The 22,378-nt window shown below is 47.6% G+C and carries 15 protein-coding genes; 12 read left to right on the top strand and 3 right to left on the bottom strand.

From position 1 onward, the window contains the following. Positions 1-3 precede the first annotated feature (3 nt). The 7 genes from G598_RS19455 to thiT all read left to right on the top strand — a co-directional run bounded on the left by G598_RS19455 (position 4) and on the right by thiT (position 11,938). Positions 4-2,106 carry an NAD-dependent epimerase/dehydratase family protein gene (locus G598_RS19455; protein WP_051180478.1) on the top strand — a complete coding sequence of 701 codons (2,103 nt, stop codon included), beginning with the start codon at positions 4-6 and terminating at the stop codon, positions 2,104-2,106. Then, positions 2,103-3,014 (top strand): hypothetical protein, encoded by a 912-nt coding sequence (locus G598_RS18350; protein WP_157833390.1) that lies wholly within the window; start codon positions 2,103-2,105, stop codon positions 3,012-3,014. The genes G598_RS19455 and G598_RS18350 overlap by 4 nt, the downstream gene beginning before the upstream one ends. After that, on the top strand, positions 3,007-4,830 hold the full coding sequence (locus tag G598_RS0116410; protein WP_026767839.1) for a DUF2194 domain-containing protein: 1,824 nt from the start codon (positions 3,007-3,009) through the stop codon (positions 4,828-4,830). Before G598_RS18350 ends, G598_RS0116410 begins: the two co-directional genes overlap by 8 nt. Then, complete coding sequence (pelF, locus tag G598_RS0116405; protein ID WP_026767838.1) at positions 4,827-6,242, top strand: GT4 family glycosyltransferase PelF; 1,416 nt, start codon at positions 4,827-4,829, stop codon at positions 6,240-6,242. The genes G598_RS0116410 and pelF overlap by 4 nt, the downstream gene beginning before the upstream one ends. Positions 6,243-6,254: 12 nt before the next feature. Continuing rightward, entirely contained in the window at positions 6,255-7,748 is a 1,494-nt protein-coding gene (gene pelG, locus G598_RS18345) for an exopolysaccharide Pel transporter PelG (RefSeq protein ID WP_051180474.1), read from the top strand. Then, entirely contained in the window at positions 7,723-11,307 is a 3,585-nt protein-coding gene (locus tag G598_RS0116395) for a transporter (RefSeq protein ID WP_157833389.1), read from the top strand. Before pelG ends, G598_RS0116395 begins: the two co-directional genes overlap by 26 nt. 64 nt (positions 11,308-11,371) lie before the next feature. Beyond that, a complete protein-coding gene (gene thiT, locus G598_RS0116390; RefSeq protein ID WP_080657076.1) occupies positions 11,372-11,938 on the top strand; it encodes an energy-coupled thiamine transporter ThiT in 567 nt (188 codons plus the stop codon). A 45-nt stretch (positions 11,939-11,983) separates the two neighbouring features. Here thiT and G598_RS0116385 read toward each other — a convergent pair whose 3' ends face one another. Then, positions 11,984-12,976 (bottom strand): endo alpha-1,4 polygalactosaminidase, encoded by a 993-nt coding sequence (locus tag G598_RS0116385; RefSeq protein ID WP_051180472.1) that lies wholly within the window; start codon positions 12,974-12,976, stop codon positions 11,984-11,986. Positions 12,977-13,123: 147 nt separating this feature from the next. Here G598_RS0116385 and G598_RS0116380 point away from each other — a divergent pair, with 147 nt between their 5' ends. Then, a complete protein-coding gene (locus G598_RS0116380; protein WP_026767834.1) occupies positions 13,124-13,681 on the top strand; it encodes a flavodoxin family protein in 558 nt (185 codons plus the stop codon). On the opposite strand, the gene bioB is transcribed toward G598_RS0116380, so the two are convergent. Next, the gene (gene bioB, locus G598_RS0116375; protein WP_026767833.1) at positions 13,672-14,646 is read right to left on the bottom strand and encodes a biotin synthase BioB; all 975 of its coding nucleotides are present in this window, start codon (positions 14,644-14,646) and stop codon (positions 13,672-13,674) included. The two genes, G598_RS0116380 and bioB, sit on opposite strands and share 10 nt — an antisense overlap. Before the next feature lie 4 nt (positions 14,647-14,650). On the opposite strand from bioB, the gene G598_RS0116370 reads away from it, so the two are divergent. Next, positions 14,651-16,027, top strand: a complete 1,377-nt coding sequence (locus G598_RS0116370; RefSeq protein WP_336433152.1) for an RNA-guided endonuclease InsQ/TnpB family protein — start codon at positions 14,651-14,653, stop codon at positions 16,025-16,027. Positions 16,028-16,319: 292 nt separating this feature from the next. Here G598_RS0116370 and G598_RS0116365 read toward each other — a convergent pair whose 3' ends face one another. After that, positions 16,320-17,597: an L-cysteine desulfidase family protein gene (locus G598_RS0116365; RefSeq protein ID WP_026767831.1), complete on the bottom strand. Its 1,278-nt coding sequence runs from the start codon at positions 17,595-17,597 to the stop codon at positions 16,320-16,322. A 111-nt stretch (positions 17,598-17,708) separates the two neighbouring features. Between G598_RS0116365 and G598_RS20165 the strand changes: the two genes are divergently transcribed. The 3 genes from G598_RS20165 to G598_RS0116355 all read left to right on the top strand — a co-directional run. Beyond that, positions 17,709-17,867, top strand: a complete 159-nt coding sequence (locus G598_RS20165) for a hypothetical protein (RefSeq protein ID WP_157833388.1) — start codon at positions 17,709-17,711, stop codon at positions 17,865-17,867. Positions 17,868-18,037: 170 nt separating this feature from the next. Continuing rightward, positions 18,038-19,708 (top strand): ShlB/FhaC/HecB family hemolysin secretion/activation protein, encoded by a 1,671-nt coding sequence (locus G598_RS0116360; protein ID WP_037364951.1) that lies wholly within the window; start codon positions 18,038-18,040, stop codon positions 19,706-19,708. A gap of 94 nt (positions 19,709-19,802) precedes the next feature. Further along, on the top strand, positions 19,803-22,378 hold a 2,576-nt coding region (locus tag G598_RS0116355), incomplete at its 3' end, for a two-partner secretion domain-containing protein (RefSeq protein WP_026767829.1).

Genomic DNA, 22,378 nt, shown 5'->3' with positions numbered 1-22,378 from the left:
GGTATGGCTGAAAAGCAGGAAAATCAGCTGAAACACAAAGTTATGCTGACCGGGGCAAGGCCCTTTTGGGATAATCAGCTGAAACGGCTGTTTATAAAGGAGAATTGGGACTTTTTTCAGGCAACGGATAATTTAGAACAGACCCGGGAAACACTGCGAATCTATAATATTCCAGTGATTATTTATGTTTGGCCAGCCGAGCGGATAGCAAAGGAGCGGATAGATGGCTTGCAGCAGCTGGCGGATATTTTGGCACTGGCCTATGAGTATGAGGCGGAGTCTGTATATTTTATCTCGACAGCGGCAGCGGTGAAACAGGATACGGCCGAGCGGGCTGCCGATGGGATGGCCATGGTGGCAGAAACTGCAGTCAGAGCATGGTCAGAATGGGCTGTTATTCCGGTGACCATCATTCGCCTGCCTGAAGTTTTTGGGCCGGACAGCGGCCCTGAGGACGGTTTGGTGGCAAGGACACTTTATGCCAGCTTGAAAAAAGAAATTTTACCGCGTATGGATGATGAAACGACACCGCGCGATTTTTTGTATTCAGCAGATGCGGTTTATGGCATATACCGGGCAGTGGCGCGTGGCTGTCAGGGAAGAGTATTGAATTTAGGTACTGGTAAGGGGCTGAACGCAGGTGACTTTGCCGATTGGATAAAAGCAGTTACGGAACTTCCGGGAATATATGATGAGGGTAACGATTTTAAGGAATTTCCTTATGTTCAGCCCGTATTGGAGAGCAAAACAGCGCAGAAGGAATTGGGCTGGCAGTTAAAATATGACCGCAAGGAGGCATTGGCACAAACTTGGGATTACATTCAGGCCAAGGTGGAAGCGAATCGTTTGGAGGCGCAAAAGCGTGTCCGGAACATTCGTTGGCAAAAATGGTACAAGGCGGTCATTCCCTATGGAGAAAATGTCATCGGGGCAATATTAATGGCGGCTATTGTCTATTGGCAGAATGGAAAAACGATAAATCCACAGACACAGTTGGATGTCAATTTTATCTATATTGGTACAATGGGAATACTCTATGGCAAGCGTCAGGCCTTTATTGCCATGACGATATCTGTAGTTATTTTTATTGTTGCCTATTTGGCACGCGGCGGAGAGCTGATTTCTTTCACGTATGTGCCAGAAAATATTTTGCATGTTACGGCGTATCTGTTTACAGCGGCTTTAACCGGATATTTTGCAGATGCCCGGCGTTTTGAACGGGAATCAATGGCGTGGCAGAGGGAGCAGGCACGTGAACGCCAGTTTTTTTTGCGTGGCCTTTATGAGGAAAACCTAGCCGTAAAGGATAAGCTTTATCGGCAGATTGTCAATTCCGATGACAGCATCGGACGGCTTTATCGCATCATCACGCGTTTGGACAGTGTGGAACCGGAAAATATTTTTACCCAGGCAGCTGCTGTCACTGCGCAAATCCTCGCGGTGGATAATATTGCAATCTATGTAGTGGGGCCGGATGGTTATTACCTGCGCCAAAAGGTTCGTATGGGACTTTTGATGAGAAAACAGCCGCGTTCCCTGCGAGTGGCGGATCACACCTATTTGCAGGATATCTTGCAGAAGCATACAATATTTGTTAACCGGGAATTGGTAAAGGATACACCGGACCTTGCGGCCCCGATTGTTTATCAGGATAAGGTCATTGCGGTAATTACGATTTTCGGCCTGCATTTTGAACAGTGGAGCCTGTATCAGCAAAATCTCCTGTCCATTACAACCCGGTTGATTTCGGCCTCTATGGGCAGAGCTTACCGTTATGAACAGGAGGTACAGGAAAAGCGTTTTATAGCAGGTACGCGTATTTTGCAGGCGGAAGAATTCCAGAAAATCATCATGGAACTGGAAAACAGACGTCAATTGCAAGGGGAACTGCCCGTGGCGGTGCTCAAGGTGGATATGTCTGAATTCGATTATGCGGGGCTGGATAGCCGGCTTAGCCATGTTATCCGCAATGAGGATTTTGTTGGGGTAGGCAATAGTGGTGTTTACATCTTGCTGCCAGATGCAAGTCAGGAGGTTACCGCCATGGTGCAGCAGCGGCTGCTCCATGCTGGTGTGAAAACGGCGGTTTGTGAGGCGGTGGTTTGATGGACTTCTATGCACTTTTTTTCCTGCATGCCGTGTTAACCCTGTGTTATTTTCTGGGGAATCTGCGGCGTAAGCCTCGCCTGCATGTGGTAACGGAGACCATTATCGTTTTCATGCTGCCTTTTTTTGGTATACTGCTGATGTTGGGCTATCGTTTTAGCTGCTATTGCTTGAATTTAGGTGATGGACATCAGCCGGAGGTGGAAAAGGAAGCGGAGGCTTTTTTTCAGGGGGTACAGCTGGATGAGGATATTATTCCTCTGAATGATGCCTTCTTAGTGGAGGATATTCAGAAGAAGAGGAGCTTTTTCACGAACGCCATCAAGCAGGCGGTGGTGGACAATGAGCGTATTCTGCAAATGGCCATGCATGACCGGGATAGGGAAATTGCCTATTATGCCGTAGCCATGCTCACTGCTCGTATGGAAAAACTGGAAAATGAGCTGTTTGCGAAAGAAACGGTAATCGCCAGTGGAGAAAGCCGGGAAAGTATTCCCTTGCTGGAAGACTATACGCAAATGCTCAAAAATTATCTGGCGCAAAAAAAATTTATCGACCATGTGACCTATCAGAAAAAACAGGGCGATTATATCGGCCTGCTGGATTATCTAAAAAAAATGTGTCCGGATAACGTGGAATATTATACGGAGGAGATTGGCCAGCTGTTGGCTGTGGAAAACTATACCGAGGCGGAACTGGTCTGTGCGGAATTAAAGGAGCGTTTTCCAAAACATGAGGAAAGCTATATGATGTATATCAAGCTCTATCAAAGTTGGCGTAAGCCGAAAAAAATGCAGCAGAAAATCCGGGAACTGAAAGCCTGTCCAATTGAGTTATCCCAGGAGGCACTGACGGCTATCCGTTATTGGGACAAGGATAGCAACAGGGAGGCGGCAATGCATGGATAAACGCGGAATTGTGGGGTTGATTGTCTTTGTCATTCTGTTAGGCTGTTTTTTCCAGTTCACCCGTATGGATGGCTTTTTGAAGCTGGATAGCGTTAAAAATTTAATTGGCGTGCCCAGTGTTTCCGAGAAAAATAGTGAATGGGATGCACAGCGGGATAAATTTTTAATCCTCTATGACCCAAGGGATGTATCCAGTGTTTTTGCCGAATACCGTTTGTCCAGATTGATTGCCCAACAGAAAAAATTTTCCCAATCGGTCAGGATTAATGATGCGGATGTGGAAATGGACAGTAGTTACCGTGGTGTTCTGGTGGTAACAGGAAAATTAAGTCAGGTCGCTGCTTTGGATAAGGTGCGGTCTTATGTACAAAATGGTGGTACGGCAGCGTTATTGATTGCCCCGGAGGCGGAAAATCCGCCGGCAGGTGATTTCTTGCAGGCGGCGGGGATAGCGCATTTAGGCGGCAGTGATGATGTTAAGGGGATAAATTTGCAGACGGATTTCCTCTTTGGCGGGCGCGGGTTTCATTTTGGTAATGATTCGGTCTACAACACCAACTGCAGCAAGATACAGTTGACCGATGATGCGTTGGTGCATATTACCGGAATGGATAATACGCCGCTTCTTTGGGAACATCCGGATGGACGGGGCCGCTTTTTGGTGTATAATGGTATAGTGCGGGACGATAAGACCAATATTGGCTTACTTACTGCTGTCCTGGCTCATTGCGGTACGGAAACGATCTACCCCATTTTAGGTACGAAGGTATTTTATATTGATGATTTTCCATCGCCGGTACCGGAGGGGACACATCCGCGCATTTATGAAGAACTGCATATGAGTACAGAGGATTTCTATCGTTATCGCTGGTGGCCGTATATGCAGCAGATAGCTAAGGAATTTGACCTGAAGTATACGGGGCTGATTATTGAAAGCTATGGTGACGTAGTTAAAGCGCCATTTCCCGCTACGTCTGGGCGGCGTGCGCGGGACAACTTTATCGTTTATGGCCGCGAGTTGCTCAATATGGGGGGCGAACTAGGCTTGCATGGTTATAACCATCAGCCGCTGGCTCCTGCTGGCTATAATGAGGAAGAATTGGAGTATGTTCCCTGGGAATCCAAGCAGGATATGGTAGAATCCTTGCAAGAATTGCGGCGTTATATTGAAGATGCCTATCCGGATTATACGATGCGCTCCTATGTGCCGCCTTCGGATATTCTAAGTCCTGAGGGGAGGAAAGCCCTGTTGGAGGTGTTCCCTGAACTGAAGATTATTTCCTCACTCTACGATGGTGCCGCGGCGGACAAGAGCTATATCCAGAATTATGAGCGCGCGGATGACGGGATATATGAGCTGCCTCGGACTTCTGCAGGTTATCATCCCAAACGGCAGAATATGTATGAACAGATTAGCATGTTGAATTACATCGGTAATTTTTCGCATTTTGTTCATCCGGATGAATTGTTTTACGAGGAAAGTATGGCTTATAGCTGGGGGGATATGGAAAAGGGGCTGCGGGATTTCATGGGAGAAATCAATAGTCGTTTCCCTTTCCTGCGGGCTGTGACCAATGTGGAATTGATGAATTATTTTGCCGACTATCTGGATATGGATTATCGTGTGGAACGTGAACCGGAGAAGATGACCATTACCACAGCGAACAACCGTCAGCCCTTGCATTTTATCCTGCGGCAATGCCGGGATATTGCTGAAATCAGCGGCGGCAGCTATAAAAAGGTCGATGATGATGCTTATCTGATTGAGACGGAGAAAAGCACTACCGTAATCAAGTGGAAGGAGCCGGAAAATTGAGAATATGTTTGTTAGCAGAAGGTTCTTACCCGTACGTGGTCGGCGGGGTGTCTTCCTGGTGTCAAATGCTTATACAGGGATTGCCGCAGCATGAGTTCGTTATCTATTCCATTGGTGCTGAAGCCAAGGATAGAGGGGCCTTTAAGTATAAATTCCCGCCAAATGTGAAGGGCGTACAGGAAGAATTTCTCGACGAGATATTGAATCAGTATTCCAGTAATATGCAGGAAAATATTTTGACGGCAGAAGAGAGGGAAGCTATCTATGAACTGGTTATTGGCGGAAAACCGTTGGATATCAAGAAGTTGACTTCAATTTTTCGTGACCGCCGCCGTTTTGCCAGTTCCTTGGATATTTTTATGTCCAGTGACTTCTTTGACGTGATTCAGCGGGTCTATGTGGAAAAATACAGTTACTTGCCCTTTACGGATTTTTTTTGGACGATACGTTCCATACTGCTGCCGCTGTTATACCTTTTGCAACAGGACTTGCCAGAGGCGGATTTGTATCACAGTGTGGCGACCGGGTATTGCGGCGTGATTGGCGCTATGGCTGCAGAAATCTATCATAAGCCATTTATCATCACGGAGCATGGTATTTATTCCCGCGAGCGGGAGGTCGAGATTATCAAGAGTGACTGGGCCAAAGGAGATTTTAAATCCGTTTGGATTCAGTATTTTTATAATTTGGCCAAATTATCCTATAATACTGCTGACCGGGTCTATACATTGTTTGAGCATAATGGGGAAATTGAACAGTCCTTGGGCTGTGCACCGGAAAAAATCGGCATAGTGCCTAATGGGGTACATATGGAGCGATTTGCTCATATTGGTGAACTCACAGAACATGAAGGCCCTTTTACTATCGGGGCTGTAGTGCGGGTGGTGCCCATCAAGGACATTGTGACGCTTTTGCGGGCGTTTTTCCTGTTGAAGGCAGAAATCCCGGATGCGCGCTTGTATGTTATGGGCGGGTGTGATGAGGATAAGGAATACTTTGCCCTGTGTAAGCAGACGGTAGCGATGCTAAAGCTTACGGATGTGGAGTTTACCGGCTCGGTTAATGTGGCAGAATACCTGCCAAAGATGGACCTTATGATGCTTTCCAGCATCAGTGAGGGGCAGCCACTTGCTGTATTGGAAGGATTTGCTGCGCATCGCCCCTTTGTGACGACTAATGTGGGCTGCTGTTGGGAACTCATCTATGGGGACAGCAGTGATGATTTAGGTGAAGCAGGAGCAGTGGTGGCTCCTATGGATTTTGAGGCGATGGCGCGGGAAATGGCGCGTTTGGGGAAGGACTTTGAACTGCGGCGTAAGATGGGTAATATCGGTTATGAACGCACTAAGCGTAATTATACATACGAGCAGTTTTTGGAGCGTTATCGGGAAATTTATGAACGCTATATTTAGGAGGCAGAAAGTGTGGCAGGTGTAGGTTTTGAGTTAAAGAAGTTATTCACGGCCCGTACAGCAGCAGGACATATAAAAGCATATTCCTATTCGGCCATTATCACCGCTGGCCCCTTTGCGTTGATGACCAGCATGGTGCTGGCTGTGCAAAGTCTCTTTGCCTATTATGGTGTAGAGGGGGAGTCATCGCAGATTTTTGTGGCTTCAGTGGTTTATGCCTTTGTATTTTCCCAGATTTTATCTGCAGGTTTTGTTATGGTATTGACCCGTTATTTGGCCGATTCCCTGTCTTTAGGACGTTTCTCTGATGCTACCGCTTCCTTGTTTGGTATGGGGGCAATCCTTACGACCTTAGGGGCGATGGCAGCGGGGGCTTTCTTTTGGGATAAGCCATTACCGTTACTGACGAAGTGGTTGGGGTATCTCTTTTTTGCCGAGTTATTGCTGGCTTGGACGGAAAGCGTGTATCTTTCTGCGGTAAAGCGTTATTCGCGATTGTTGATCAGTTATTTTATTGGTGTTTTGCTGAGTATCTTTCTTGTATGGTGCTTTTTGACATTTACCAATTTGCATCCGGAACAGTCCGGCCTGTTGGCTATGGATATGGGTATGGGGCTTATTAATTTGCTCTTTTTACTGCATATTACCGATTATTTTGGTATGCCCAAAATGGGACAAAACTTTGCGTTCCTGCCGTATTTTGAACGTCATTGGCGGTTGTTTTTGACCGCAACCTTTTACATGTTGGGATTATTTTTGCCCAATCTGCTCATTTGGCAGGGAGAATGGGGCGTATTGGTTGGGGGAACGTATCTGTATTCGCCAATCTATGATGTGGTGACGTTTTATGCGTTTTTGTCCATTTTGCCATTAATGACCATGTTTGTGGTGACCGTGGAAACGAATTTCTATGAACGTTATGCCCGTTATTTTTCCTTTATTACCCAAAAGGGAAACTTCCGGGAAATTGATGATGCCCGCAAGGATTTATTGCATACGCTGTGGTTTGAACTGCGGCATATTATTGAGTTTCAGCTGGTGTTTACCTTGGTGGCGCTGGCGGTGGGCAATTACCTGCTGAGCTGGTCGGGAATTGACTATAATCAGGTGAATATGTACAATGTATTGCTGTTTGGTGCCTTTTTTACAGGGCTGTTGCAGTTGGTGTATATTCTGTTGGTCTACTTTGACTATCAGAAAAGTGTACTCAGTCTGTCGGCAGTATTTTTCCTGTCTAATTTGGTCTTTGGTTTGTGGGGCCTTGTTTGGGGTGGCCCTTATAGTTATGGGTTTACCTTTTTCCTGGCGGCGGCCTTGTCCTTTATCTGGGCGTTTATCCGGTTGAATCACTTTGCCCAGCGGATAAATTATCTGGTCTTTTGTTCGCAGCCGGTGTTTTATCGGCCGAACAATGGTTATTTGACGAAATTCACCTTGTGGCTTTACGGGGATAAATATGTGAATTTGGAAACAGCGGGAGATGAAAAAAATGAGAATGAGCCGTAAGGGACGGCATCGTTTGGAAGAAGCGAAACGTTTTGAAGAAGAAGGCCGTAAACGTTGGGCGCCAGTAGCTTTCCGAATGAGTCGCAAGCGCCGTAAACGGTTGGCAGCGGCTCAGGATGGAGCTGCGCCCCGGTTGAAACGATTTGTCCTGCAAAATATGCGCATGACCCGCAGCCGTAAACGGAAAATGCGGGAAGATGCGGCCTTAAGACAATCGGCGCAGGTAGCGTCAATCAGTGCACTGGCTCTGCTGCCACCGGTGGCTGGTGAAGCTGCTGGGATAAGCAACGCCATGAATGAAATACCTGCGGCGCTGGATATTTTGCGCAATGAGCGCAATCGTATCCGGGATTTTCATGAAGCCCAGCGCAATGCGCAGGAAGCGGCAGCGGCACTGAACCAAGCTGAACAGGATTTGGAAATGGCTCGTCAGGACAGGCTTAATGCAGAAAAGGGGTTGGCAGAAGCACAGAAGAATTTGGAAAATGCCCAGCTGAATCTGCAGCGTGTTGCTCAGGAATTAGCCAATGCACAGGTGGAAAGTGCCCAGCGAACCAAGGAAGCCATTGCCGCACAGCAGGCTGTGGCCGATTTTGCACCGCAGGTATGGGCACAGGAAACTGCAGTGCAGGCCGCACAGGCACGTCGACAAAGCCTGCAGGCAAGTTATGAACAGCTCGGACAAGAGTTAGGTTATTTGCGCGATGAACGGGGTGATTTAGAAGAACGCATCCGGAAAGCATGGGAAAGTGTGGGCTATGCCCAGAACCGCCTGCAAGATGTCATAGCGATGGTCAACCGCACACAGGCGACTGTCCCTGAACAATCGGCCGAGGAAGCTCAATGGCAGGCGTATGACAATCAGTTAGCCGAACTGGATTCGGCTGTGGATAGTGCAGAGTCACTGCTTGATGAATTAAATAGCCAGCTCGATGCCTTGCAAGATGCCCGTGAAGCGGCCGAGGATGCGGAGCGTGATGCCCGGGAACTGGTTAAGGATTTGCAGGAACAGCAAGCGGATGGTGAGCGCGACTTAAAAGACAGCGAACAATACGTTGCTGAGGCGGAAAAGTGGAATGAAGAGGCTGTTCGTGGCGTGGAAACGGCAGAGGCAAATCTCACGACAACACGAGACTGGAAAACAAAAGCAGACTATGATTTAGAACATTTCGGCGAGGGTAAGGGCTTTAGTACCGGCTTTGAATACTACAACTGGCACGGGGCAGGTCAGCCTCATGGGCATCAGCTGTATCAGCCAATAGAATTTTATGCCACAGAGAAAAAATGGGATTTTTCGCTTTCTACGGGCTGGCTGAATTCGGATACAGGATTGACGGATGGTCATGTCAGTGGTTGGACAGATACAACATTGGGCATAACCTATAAAAATAACCATAAAATCAATGATGTGCATTATTCCCTGAATATCAACGTGCCTACCGGCAAGGAAAATGCCCATCAAAATGCCATGATAGCCGATAATCTGGCAAGGTTCAATTCCTTTAGTGAAGGCTGGCAGTTCACGCCGGGAATTGAAGTGACGCACAGATTTACGGAACGTGACAGCCTAACGGGACGCTTAGGATATACGTTCAGAGGGAATTATAAGTATCGGAGAAGTTATGCGGAGTCGGAAAAAAATGCTTTACAATCAGAAATGTTGCAGATAAGTAATATAAGTGTAGGATTAAAAAGGATAGCTGCAGAAAAGATAATTGATGTTAATGATGAAACAATAAAAGAACAATATCAATATTGGAGTAATTATAGAGATTTATTACAGCAGATTACATCGTCAGAAGATAATAGTTCTTTGTTAGATCGTGATAACATGCAGACGGTTCTGTCTGAGAATGGAATTACAGATGAAGGGGTGCTTAATGCGTATTATAAATATACAAAATTATTATATGATAATAGTGATGAGGGGGATAAGGAGGAAAATGTAAAAAAAGTTGCTGGTTTAAGCGTTTATGATTTGGCGGGGAAAATAGCTGAACTGGGAGGAATAAATGAAACAGAAATAAAATTATATAATATACTAAACGTAAATGACTTTAAGATTAAAGAACAGGTAAAAACGGAACAGGTATATAAATATTGGACTAGTTATAAATCATTGCTTAAAGAAATAACAGCGAGTAACAGTGCGTATTCATTAGCCAATTACAATGATATGCTGCGATATATTGAAAATACATATTTTGCTAATGGTGCGCTAAAAGAAGCAACACAGGATCAAATTTTATCTGTTTGTGATGAATTGCTTTCTGATGGCAAAAATAATTATGCAGATATGTTAAATACTTTATGTAAGTATGGAGCAATAAGTGGGGAAATAATCAATAATTATGCTATATATACAGCGTTGTTGTATAGAAATGGAACTGAAGATGGAAAAGCAGAGAATGTGAAAAGTGCTTCCGAGTTAAATATTTATGATCTTGTTGAAAGGATTTATCAATTGGAAAAGGAGCCAAATGTAAGGGGGGATGATGAATATATAGCGTGGGTGCTGGATTTTAAGAATAAAGTTTCGATGATTTCGCAGTTTGAAGATTGGCTAGAATATGTTGTTTTTGCTAAATTTGTATATTCGTTGGAAAATGACGATGTGCCTATTGAATTGCTACAAATATTTTTTTCTCCTTCAAATGTACAGCAAATAAAAACATTGCTTGCACATAATATAACAGACGAATACATGTCTTCTGTTTTGGATAATTATCAAGAATGGAAAGAGCTATCAAAAAATTGGGGCGTTGATGAGAAAAAAGGAAAAATAGCTAATTTAGTAAATTATTTAATGGCAGAAAAAGATAATATTATTAAGGCTATAAGTTATGGCCTGTTTGATGAACTAAGTACAACAATAAAAGAAATAGAAGATGCGAAAAATGGAAAGATAGCTTCGCCAGTGGCTGCTGCATATCTTTTATCCACTAAGACGATAACCGATATAGAAACTCAGGAAGAAATTGACCCCGGCAATAAATTTCAACAGGAGTTGGAGTACCGTCATATAGGGGAGGACAATCAGCTTTCGGTCAAGTTTACGCATGTAAATGCAACACATGCCGATTATAAAAGTACGTTAACATCGTTTACCGATGATGCCGGACATGTGTATAGCCTAAACATGCCCTATGGCAGTGGGCGGAACTATGATGGTGAAGATTGGACTTTGCAGGTGTTCGGCAGTCAGGATATAGACAGAAAGAACTCTTTGCAGTATTATGTTATGGGAAACTATCAAGCGGCGGATACTGGTGGTACACATCGCTATTATGGCGGCTTGGGGTGGACACATCAGTTTGATAAAAAGCAAAGCGGTTATGTACTCTTGAATTATGGTGAAACGCATGGGCAAAGCTATAACTGGCGTACGGGGAAATATGATTCCGGCCGCGTGATGAAAGCGATTATTTTAGGCTATGATTACCGTCTGAATGATACTTCAGAACTCCGGGCAAAGCTCGAACGCTATAATATTAGTGGCAGTGCTGCGGATTCCTATCATGGCTGGAAGATGAGTCTGATGTGGAATAAATCTTTTTAGTGGTTAGAGGAGTGAATGGAGTTTGTCGGAAATTTTAGCTCAACCGCAAGTTCTTCTCGCGTTGATGGGCGTATTGGTCATGATATTCGGGCTGATGCGTATTCGCCGTGAAAAGATGGATACGTCTGTGTTAATCAATTCGGCATTGTTGCTGGCTTTGGCGGTAGTGTTGGAACAGTTGCGTATTTTTCATATGCCACAGGGGGGCAGCGTTACAGCCGGGGCTATGGTACCGCTGCTGTTGATTGCCTGGCGCTTTGGTATGGGCACCGGTGTGTTGGCTGGTTTTGCCTATGGGATGATTAATATGTTGCAGGACCCCTTTATTCTGCACCCGGTACAGGTATTGTTTGATTATCCGTTGCCGTTTATGGCTATGGGCCTTGCTGGTATCAGCCGCCAGCATCTTTATCTGGGAACAGGACTGGCCTTTTTGGCTCGTTTTGGCTGTCATTTTATTTCCGGAGTGGTGTTCTTTGGCAGTTACGCACCTGAAGGTGTGTCGCCTGTGTGGTATTCATTGGTGTTTAATGCCACTTATCTTGTGCCGGAAATGCTGATTTGTTGTTTGCTTCTCAAGGTGCTGCCTGTCAAAAAAATGGCAGAGCGTATGGTTGTGGCCCACAATTGAAGAACAGAAAAGTTCCCCTGCGTTTTTGCGCAGGGGAACTGATTTTTATTGGTTTTGAAAATATTGATATACGTCGATGACATCGAGAAAGGCACCATCAAAACCAGCGTTTATGATTTCATCTAAATAAGCAGTAGGACTGCCGTAGAGAAGGTGTTTCCATTCTGACCGCCAGAATTTGACGCGGTAATTATCCTGCCAGTTTTCATTAGGCTTATCGAGCCATGATGGTAGTTTTTCCGACCATTCTGCCTGCCAATATTTCCGATAGGTTTCTGCCTCACCGACACTCATATAGGCAAAAACCAATCGTTGGCCGCCGTTTTGCTTGCGTTTCAGGGCGTTGACTTCCTGTTTGGTTAACAGACGGTTTTCCATATAGAGGTCAATAATCAACAGGTCGTAGTTGCTGTTTTGCAGGCTGCGCAGATAATCTTCACTGGAGGAAAATTTACCCGGGTTGAGCAGTACCAGATAATTTTGTACATCGGCAAGCGAAGAGATGTCGTTGCTGTTTTCGTGTGGAATTGCATAGGGGGGGATTCCGTCAAGATCGCGATAGGGGGTGGCCATGGGGATATAGCCCTTGGCAAAGCTTTTTTCATAAGACAAAGCGGCTTGTTGTTCGTCTTTTACATAATCGAGCACGAATACAGGCAGGCCACCATTATGGGCGGTGTCAAGGGTTTGCAGGAAAAATTCATTTTCTTCAGCGGGTGTTTCCTGTCCGTCCTGCATATCATAGCCGTAAAATACCGATTCAGCCAACTGGGCATCTACGCTTTGCAGCATTTTGGCGGCATTTTCATTCGTGTTGCCATCAATGGGGAGATAGAGGGATGACGCACCGTTAGCAATCAGCTGGAAGTGCGACTGGTGTCTGTGGGCATAGTCGTGCAGCTCGCCGATAAGCTGTACCATTGCAGTATCATAGCGGGCAGGAGCAGAAGCCTCGCCTCCGGATAAGGCTGCAGTGCTGGCGGTAAGAATGCCTAATCCTAAAAATAATCTTTGCCACCATGTACGTTTATCCATCATCGTATAAACCCTTTCTGTCCGAATATATTTTGAGATTCTTTTATTGTAGCATTTTTGAAAAAAGGGGGCAATATGTAACAATGCGCACAGTTTTTTTTAGGATACTGTGTTAAAGTGAAGAAGATAAAATTGATGGAGGCGGTAATTGTGAGCAAATGGGCGGTAATTTATTCTTCGGTAACGGGTAATACCCAAATGGTAGCCGAGGCTATTGCAGGAGCAGCAGAGCAGGCAGATGTCTTTCGGGTACAGGAGGCACCGACTGACTTATCGGCTTATGATATTGTGGCTATTGGTTATTGGCTGCGGCTGGGCCAGCCTGACCCGTTGACTTTGCAATATCTTTCACAGGTGGAAAATGCCCGGGTGGTGTTCTTTCAGACGCATGGAGCAGAGGTGAACAGCGAACATGCAATTACCTCATTTGCCCGGGCAGGTTATCATTTGGGCAAGAACTGTGAAATTTTGGGAACTTTTGGTTGTCAGGGAAAAATTAACCCAGCTATGTTGGAAAAACGGAAAAATGCTCCCGCTGATGACCCGCATGGCGGGGCTGCAGCCATAGAACGCTGGAAAAAAGCCGCCAGTCATCCGGATGAAGCGGATTTGGCGGCTGCAGCGCAAATGGTTGCTAATATGGAGCGAAAGCTGGTTATGCGAAAGCGTTATTTGGCCAAGAAACAGAAAAAGGTGTGTCAAGCCTGATTGCTGAGCCCGAGTTTTGCCAGCATGGCCAAATCTTCGGCGATTGTGGTGCCAGAGGTGGTGAGCATATTGCCGGTGATGGAGGCAGATGCTCCATGCAGGAAGGCTGTAGAGCCGTTATCCGGCAATAGTTTTCGTCCCGCTGCCAGACGGATATTGGCCTCGGGGTTAATCAGACGGAAGATGGCAATGGTACGCAGAATATCTTCTGCGGGCAGAGCAGGCTGGTTTTCCAGTCCGGTGCCTTTTATGGCCATCAGCGCATTGATGGGAATGGATTGGATGTTCAGTTCAGCCAGGCTGAAGGCCATGTCGATGCGGTCTTCCCAGGTTTCGCCCATGCCGATGATGCCGCCGGAGCATACGCTGAGTCCTTCGGACTGAGCCAGGTGGATGGTCTTTATGCGGTCGTCATAGGTATGAGTCGTGCAGATTTGCGGGAAATAGCGGCGGGAGGTTTCGATATTGTGATGGTAGCTCGTGACGCCGGCGGCACGCAGTCTGCGGAACTGCTCGCGGTTTAGAATGCCGTGGGAGGCGCAGAGGTCGATGGTTAGCTCGGTATTCATCTTTTCGTAGGTTTTTATGGCCTGGTCGAATTCTGCTCCGCCCAGCGCCCGGCCGGAGGTGACAATGGCAAAGCGGTTTACACCGGCCTGTTCATTGGCGCGCGCATTGGCGATGATTTCTTCGGTGGGCAGGAAAGCGTATTCCTCAATGCCGGTATGATGGCAGGCTGCCTGTGCGCAGTATTTGCAGTTCTCGCTGCAGCGGCCGCTGCGCCCGTTGATGATGGTGCAGAGGTCGACGTGATTGCCGCAAAAATGCTTTTGCAGTCTGCCGGCGCAGGCCATTAACTCATCCAAAGGAGCAGTAAGCAGCTCGTTTACATCAGCTTCATCTTTGCGGGACAGTCGATAGCCGTGGATAATCTTTTCTTCAAGTGCAGTCAGTTTGGCTTTCATCTTAATGCGGGCAGGATACCCTGACCTCTTAGGTCGGGGAGGAATGCCCGCTCCCTCCTTTCAATACAAAACAATAGATTTTCAGCAAAAATTATGTTATAATAATTTTAATGAAGTAATATATGTCTTAGAAAGGCAGGTGAGAAAAGTGTCCAACCTAACCAAAACAATAAAACTTCGCATACATGTTACGTCCAAACAAGAAATTTTGTTCCGTCAAATGACTGAACAATATCGTCAGGCTTGTAACTTTGTGTCCCAATATATCTTCGACAACCAGTTCAATATGGCGTATCAAAGTCTCAATAAAGAGCTGTACAGCGACCTTCGTGGCTTGTTTGGCTTGAAATCCCAGTTAGCTCAGTCTTCCATCAAGACCGCTATCGCCAGATATAAAACCGTTAAGCAGCAACTTTTTCAGAATCCTTATAGATACAAGGATGAAAATGGTAACTGGCAGCGTATTGCCAGAACTTTGGAATGGCTCTGGAAACCCGTGTTTTTCAGCCGTCCACAAGCCGATTTGGTTCGCAACCGTGATTATAGCTTCGTTGATGACGGGCAAACTTTATCTATCAATACGCTCGGCAAGAGAACCAAATGTGCCTTTGAAGGCGAGCACTTCGCTGAATACCTTGACGGCTCCTATGACCTTGGAACAGCCAAGCTAGTTGAACTTAAAGGCTTGTGGTATCTCCATATTCCCGTAACCAAAGCTGTCGAGGATTTCCAGAAAGAGAATGTCCGTCACGTTGTCGGTATTGACCGCGGGCTTCGTTTTCTTACGGTTAGTTACGACGAACAAGGTAAAACCGAGTTTGTCTCTGGTAGAAAGATTGCCACTAAACGCCATAAATTCCAAGAAGTACGCAAGCAGCTCCAGTCCAAAGGTACTAAATCTGCGAAGCGTAGACTTAAAGCCATTTCTGGGCGAGAGAACCGTTGGATGTCTGATGTAAACCATCAGATTTCTAAGACACTCGTTGAGAAATATGGTAAAGACACGCTTTTTGTACTCGAAGATTTGACTGGCGTTAGTTTCGAAGAATCCAACCTGTCTGAGAACGCTAAACAAAACTACAACCTGCGTAGTTGGGCATTCTATCAGTTGGAACAATTCCTAACTTATAAAGCCCATGAGAACCGCTCTGAAGTTTTGAAAGTATCTGCGAAGTATACTTCTCAGCGCTGCCCGAAATGCGGTACTATCCATAAAGAAAATCGCGACCACCATAGGCATCTGTACAGCTGTCAATGTGGGTACAATTCTAATGATGACCGCATTGGAGCGATGAACATCCAGCTTCTTGGAACCATGTGGATTTCTGGGGACAATAATCCTCAATTTTGCAAACCTAACGAAATAAGTACTGCCGAATAAATTTCGGTAGCCAAGCGGGCACTGTCAACTGCCCGGTGGTGTATCGTTAAGCCTAAAACACTTCTAAAATGTAACCGGAATTAGGAAGGCATCTTTAGATGCCGTTACTACCTATGCTTCTCCGAGTTACAAGCTCCCGCTTCAGGCGCGAAGCGACAAGCGGGAGCAGTTGACGTCATCATATCCTTTGCTCGTGATATCTATTACAATAGACGAAAAAAAAGCAAATGTCAACATACTAAATGTGCATGGTTGACATTTGCTTTTTTGTGAACAGAAGGGATTGGCTCAATTATCGGTCAATCATCATGCTGATGATTTCTTTGTCGGTTTCCTTCATGCCGATACGGCCCAAACGGCTGATGTTGCGAATGGTATTTTCTACGCCTTTTTTCACCAGACCGTCGCCACCGTAAAACTGCTGACCGTTGCGGTACATTTCAAAACCTAAGATGCCGGCATCGACGGCAGCAGAGATTTTAGCGGCGCAGGAGGCTTTGGCACCGTCACAGACGATGCCGGAGGTGATGGCCAGCGCGTTGACGATGGTGTGAATGACGGTCTTATAGTCACCAGTGCACAGCCAGGCAATACCGGCCCCCGCACCCGCGCCTGCACTTACGGCACCGCAGTAAGCGGAAAGGCGGCCAATGCCTTCTTTTTCATGCAGGGTCACGAGGTTGGCGAGAAGCAGGGCGCGATAGAGTTGTTCTTTGCTGGCACCGAGTTCCTTGGCGTATTCGATGACGGGCAGGGATACGGTCATGCCCTGATTGCCACTGCCGGAGTTGATGACTACGGGCAGTTCACAGCCGTTCATGCGGGCATCGGAACCCGCGGCGGCTCTGGCACGGGCGCGGATGCGGACGTCCTGACCGTAAGCCTTGAGCAGGGTTTTGCCGATATTGGCGCCGTAATCGTTTTTGAGTCCTTCGTCGGCAATGGCCGTGTTATAGGCAATCTGCCGGTCCAGGATTTCCTGCACATCGGCGATATCACAAGTCATGGCAAAATCGTAGATATCTTCAATGGTCATACATTCGTAATCGGGTTTGCCTTCCTCTACGGTCGTTACGATTTCCTTTTCGAGCAGGACTTCGCTGTTGCGCGTGATTTTGGTGATATTGGTATGTTCGTTGACTACCTGAACTTCGGCGCTGTCCTCGCCTTTGCTGACCTTGACGATGATATCGAGAACATGGTCAGACTGGGCAAATTCCACGTTTATTTCCGTATGCGCGAGGTAATCGCCGAGTTTTGCCTTATCGTCTTCGCAGGCCTTAGCGATAACTTCGAGTCCTGCGGTTTCGTCGCCGGCGACAATGCCGATGGCGGCGGCAGCTTCGATGCCCTTGCGGCCGCCGGTGTTGGGCACGATGACGCTTTTGACATTCTTGATGATGTTGCCGCTGGCGGCGATGGTGACTTTATCCGGCAGGCAGCCAAGAACGGCGCGGGCTTTGGCGGCGCAGTAGGCAATGGCGATGGGCTCGGTGCAGCCCATGGCGGGTACCAGCTCCCGCTTGAGGATTTCGACATAGCAGTTATAGATGGGGCTGTTTTTTTTCATTGTGGTATCTCCATTCGTATATGATGTTTATCATTATACGGGATTTTTCGTCAGAAGAATAGAGCAGAATATATACCATTTAAGTTTTCGTGTTTTTGTCCGATAAAATAAATGAACGGAAAATATGATTTTGTGGCAGGAGATTGTCCGAAAGGCAGCGAATATGTATGTAGATTATGGCAGGTATTTGTTGGCGCAAAGGGAGTGACAGGACATGGGAACGCAGGTATTGGGGATTTTGGCGATGCGGTGTGGTTTTTGTGTGCCTGAGACTGTCTTTGCGGGGGGGGGCAAATGTGCCTGTCTGATAGTCGGTTATCAACAAGTTAATCGTGAAGTTATCGGCCTTCCTTTTCCGGGCAGGTGAGTTTTCTATGCTCATTTGTCTGGAAAAGGAAGGTTTTTTCGCGTGGCTGACTTGGCAAAAAGGGGAAATCACATTGAAGAATTTTAACAGACAGGAATCAGGCAAATTACGCAGCAGCATCATCTATGGTGTGAGTGTGGCGGCAGCAGCGGCTTTTTGGGCGACACCGGTAAATGTTTGGGCTGCATCTGCTGTGCCAGCTCCGGGCGAGAGCATTGAACGTCCGCAGGTGTCGGATAACCAGCCGGTGGTGGCCGCTGCACAGATGGAAAGTACCGATGCATCAGCAGGCACGCATTTCCAGTTGCAGAGCGTCACCATTAGGCATGAGAATATGAAGCTGAAGGACGCAGAACTGAATGCGCTGACCACAGAGCTTACGGGACACGAAATCGGCTCCGCTGAGTTAAATGCCGTAGTGGATAAGATTACGACCTACGCCCGCAGTCATGGCTATCCGGCGGCGCTTGCCTATATCCCGGAACAGACAGCGGTAGAGGGAAATCTGACGCTGGCGATTGAGCCGGGGCGTTTTGATACCGTGACGGTGGAAACCAATGGCGTAATGCAGGAACGGCTGGCCAAAGGGTATCTGGCAGGCTTGAAGCAGGGCGAGATTATCCGCACGAAAAAGCTGGAAAAGGCTCTGCGCAACCTGCGCGATATTCCGGGCATTGCGGTTAATGCGGTACTGGCACCGGGGAGCACACAAGGCACCAGTAATCTCAAGGTGACGATTAACCATCATGACCGAGATTCCTATGTCGTTTATGCCGAAAACTACGGCAGCCGCGCCGCAGGACGTTACCGCTACGGTGTACAGGCCGACTGGCGCAATCTGGAAGGTTCTGGCAGCCGCATCAATGTGGGCGGGCTTATCTCCAACGCCAATCAGCATGGGTATAATGTCGGTTTTGAAACGCCGCTGGGGCATAGTGCTACGATGGTGGGCATTGGCTACAGCTACTCGGACTATGAACTGGGCAGCATTTGGAGTCAGTTGGGCGTTAAAGGCTTTGCTCATACCATCAGCCTGTATGGGAAAACACCCCTGCAAAATACCGCCGCCAATGGCCTGAATGTCATCTATGCGTACAACTACCGCAAGTTAAATGATGAATTCAATGGTACCAATATCGGTGACCGTCATTCCCATAGCTTCAGCTTGGGGCTGAACGGCAGAAACCGCACCCAGAATAACGCCCTGCAATACAATGTAACCCTGCATACGGGGACGCTTAGTCCGGATTCGGCGGTAGCCGATACACTGGCAACCGCAGGCGGTACCAAGGGGCGCTTTACCAAAGGCACGTTGGATGCCACGGCTGTGCAGAAATTGGGCGGCCCCTTCGATGTGATGCTGAAATTGTCGGGGCAAAAGGCAACCAGCAATCTGGACAGCAGTGAGCATATCTATTTAGGTGGTGCCCGTGGCGTAAGAGCTTATCCGCAGGGCGAAGCATCCGGCGATGAAGGCTTGCTCGGCACGCTCGAACTGCGTTACCATACGCAGGTTCCGGGGCTGACGCTGTCCACTTACTTTGATGCCGGTTCGGTCAAAACGCAAAAATCCGTCTCCGGCAGTACGACTTTGAAAGGCTGGGGCATTGGGCTGACCTATTCGAAACCCAATGACTGGTTCGCACGCTTGGACTATGCACGGCGCATAGGCTTTGCCGACAATCTCTCGCGCGATGCCAACAGCAAACAGCGCATGTGGTTTATCTTGGGTAAAATATTCTGATGAAAATAAGGCGGGTACTCCTTGTGCCCGCCTTTGGTTAAAAGGAAGTTTTTTCGTTGTAATGGCTTAACGGCTTGGAAAGGATTGAGGGAAGATGAAATGGAATGAAAAATTATCCCGCAGGGCGCGTTATGGAATTTTGGCGTCCTTGATGGCCGGTGCATTCAGCATTATGCCGGCAGCTAGTGCCATGCCGACAGGCGGGCAGTCAACTACCGCCACGATTACGACTGCGGGAGACACCATGACGATTGCCAGTACCGTCACCGACAATCTGCTGACCTGGCAGGATTTTTCGGTAGCCAAAGGGGAAACGGTGGACTTTGCCGGTGCCAATACCTATCTCAATGTAGTAACCGGCAATAATATGTCGGAGATTTACGGTGCCTTGACGGGGAGGGAGGCAAATGTCTATCTCGTAAACCCCAATGGGATTTTGTTTGGGGACGGTGCTACGGTCAATGTGGGCAGCCTGCATCTGTCTACGGCGGATATTCAGAATAGTTTAAATGATTTTACTACAGCAAATGCCGCCTTGGCGAATGCAACCGAATTTAGCGGGGATATTGTCAACAAGGGAACGCTGAACGCCGTAAAGGAAATTACGGTCGAGGGCAATAACGTTACCTTTACCAACGTGAAAAACGTGCAGCTTGATTCAGAAAAAGGTGAGAGCATTACCGTAAAATCGGTTAATCCGGCACATATCGGCTACGATGTAAATGATGGCAACATATCTACAGAGGTAGACTCTACGGAGTATACGGAAGAGAATGCGAAATTTGTGCCGGATGCTGACTGGCTGGCTGGGGCGAAATGGACGCTTACCTCGCCCACAGGCGAGGAGCAGGCACCGCTGACCTATATGCTGGTGCATAATGCGGCAGAGCTGCAGAATATGCAAAATAATTTGAACGGCAATTATATGCTGGCAAAAGATATTGATGCGTCGGGCATACAGAAATTCACGCCCATCGGCATGACGGCTGAAAACGGCTTTACCGGTAAATTTGATGGCTTAGGCTATACCATCAAGGGCTTGCAGATTGATGTGCGTCAGTTGAACGGCGATTCCGGGGCTGCCACGAGCACGCAGGTATTGTATGATGGGGCGGTTTCCAAGGTGGGGCTGTTCAGTTCGCTCGGAGCGGCTGCCGTTGTGGAAAATGTCGGTTTGCTGGATGGCTCGGTGAGCGTGACCTTTGGCGGTGATCGTACGACAGCAAATGCCTATACGGTTAATGCGGGCAGTCTGGCGGGGGTGAACGCAGGCACAATCCGCAATGTATATAGCACGAATACCGTAACCGTGCAGACAACTGAGAGGGGAAGGGTTAACAGTCGCGAAGAGGGAAAAGATATAAAGGGCTATGTCGGCGGTCTGGTCGGTGAGAATCAAGGCACAATCAGCAAAGCCTATACCACCGGTGCGGTAACGGGCAGCCTGTCGGGGGAGAGTTTGAGTGTTGGAAGGAACGCAGTTGCCCTGCATGTGGGCGGTCTGGCCGGAACCAATAGCGGCGGGATTGCGCAGGCTTACCATGGAACGGGAACGGTATCCGCAAGCTTAAATGCGAGAGCGTATGTGGATTCTGACTCCGACCAATCGGGGATTTATGCCGGCGGTCTTGTCGGCAGCAATGCGGGAGCTTTAACGAACATTTATAACACCGGCGCGGTCTCCGGCAGTATAGAGTCAGGAGATGTGATAAATATGATGAAAGGAGGTCTCTATGCCGGTGGTATCGTGGGCATGCAGGGCAGCAATGGTACTTTAACAAGCAGCTATAATACCGGCGCAGTGTCCGGCAGTATTAAGGCAGGTGACATGATAGAGATGCATAGGGGCAGTCTATTGGCCGGCGGGATTGCCGGACAGGCTGCCGGGCAGATTACCGGTGCCTATAACACCGGAGAAGTCACCACTGCGGCAGCTGCAAATGATATGGTTGAGGTGGGAACGAATAACCATAGTGATATTAGCGGCGGCGGGAACGGTACGCTCACTAATACCGGCAAACTCGAGGCAGAACAGGCAACAGCTGCTGCAAGCTATACAGGCTTTAACCTCACGGCGGATGGCGCGGACAAAAATGCCGCCTGGCGCATTTACGAAGGCGCAACCATGCCGCTTTTAACCGCCTTTATGAAGCGCAAGGATGTTGTCCATCCCAGTCAGGAATATGACGGCACAGCCTCAGCGGGGGTGTACAAAACTGCCGCCACACTGACCTCTACGCAGGAAAAAGGCATTAACTGGGTGAACGATATCGTCACCATCACCCCGAAGGAAGTGACGGTGGGAAAAATCAATGAACCAACAAAAGTTTATGATGGTACACGAAGTTATACTACAACAGGCACCCTTTCCGGCGTTGTTGAAGGTGACGATGTGTCACTAGCTGTAACGGGAACCTTTTTTAATAAACATGTTGAACAGTCTAAGCCGACAGCGCGATATTCTATACAGCTGGTGGGAAAAGATATGGGAAACTATGTCTATAAAGGTCCTACTAGTTATAACGGAGGGGGCGGCCTTCCTACTGTAAATGGCAGCATTACCCCCGCCTCGTTAACGCTGACGGTAAATGATGTGACCAAAGGTTATGACGGCACACCGAATGTGCAGGACGGCAGCTATGAGCAAACCGGAGAACTCTACGACACGGA

It is taken from the genome of Selenomonas ruminantium subsp. ruminantium ATCC 12561 (genome assembly GCF_000424065.1).
GTDB classification, from domain to species: domain Bacteria; phylum Bacillota; class Negativicutes; order Selenomonadales; family Selenomonadaceae; genus Selenomonas_A; species Selenomonas_A ruminantium.
Note: the sequence above shows the minus strand (reverse complement) of the source record. Positions and strands in the feature narration are given on the sequence as shown.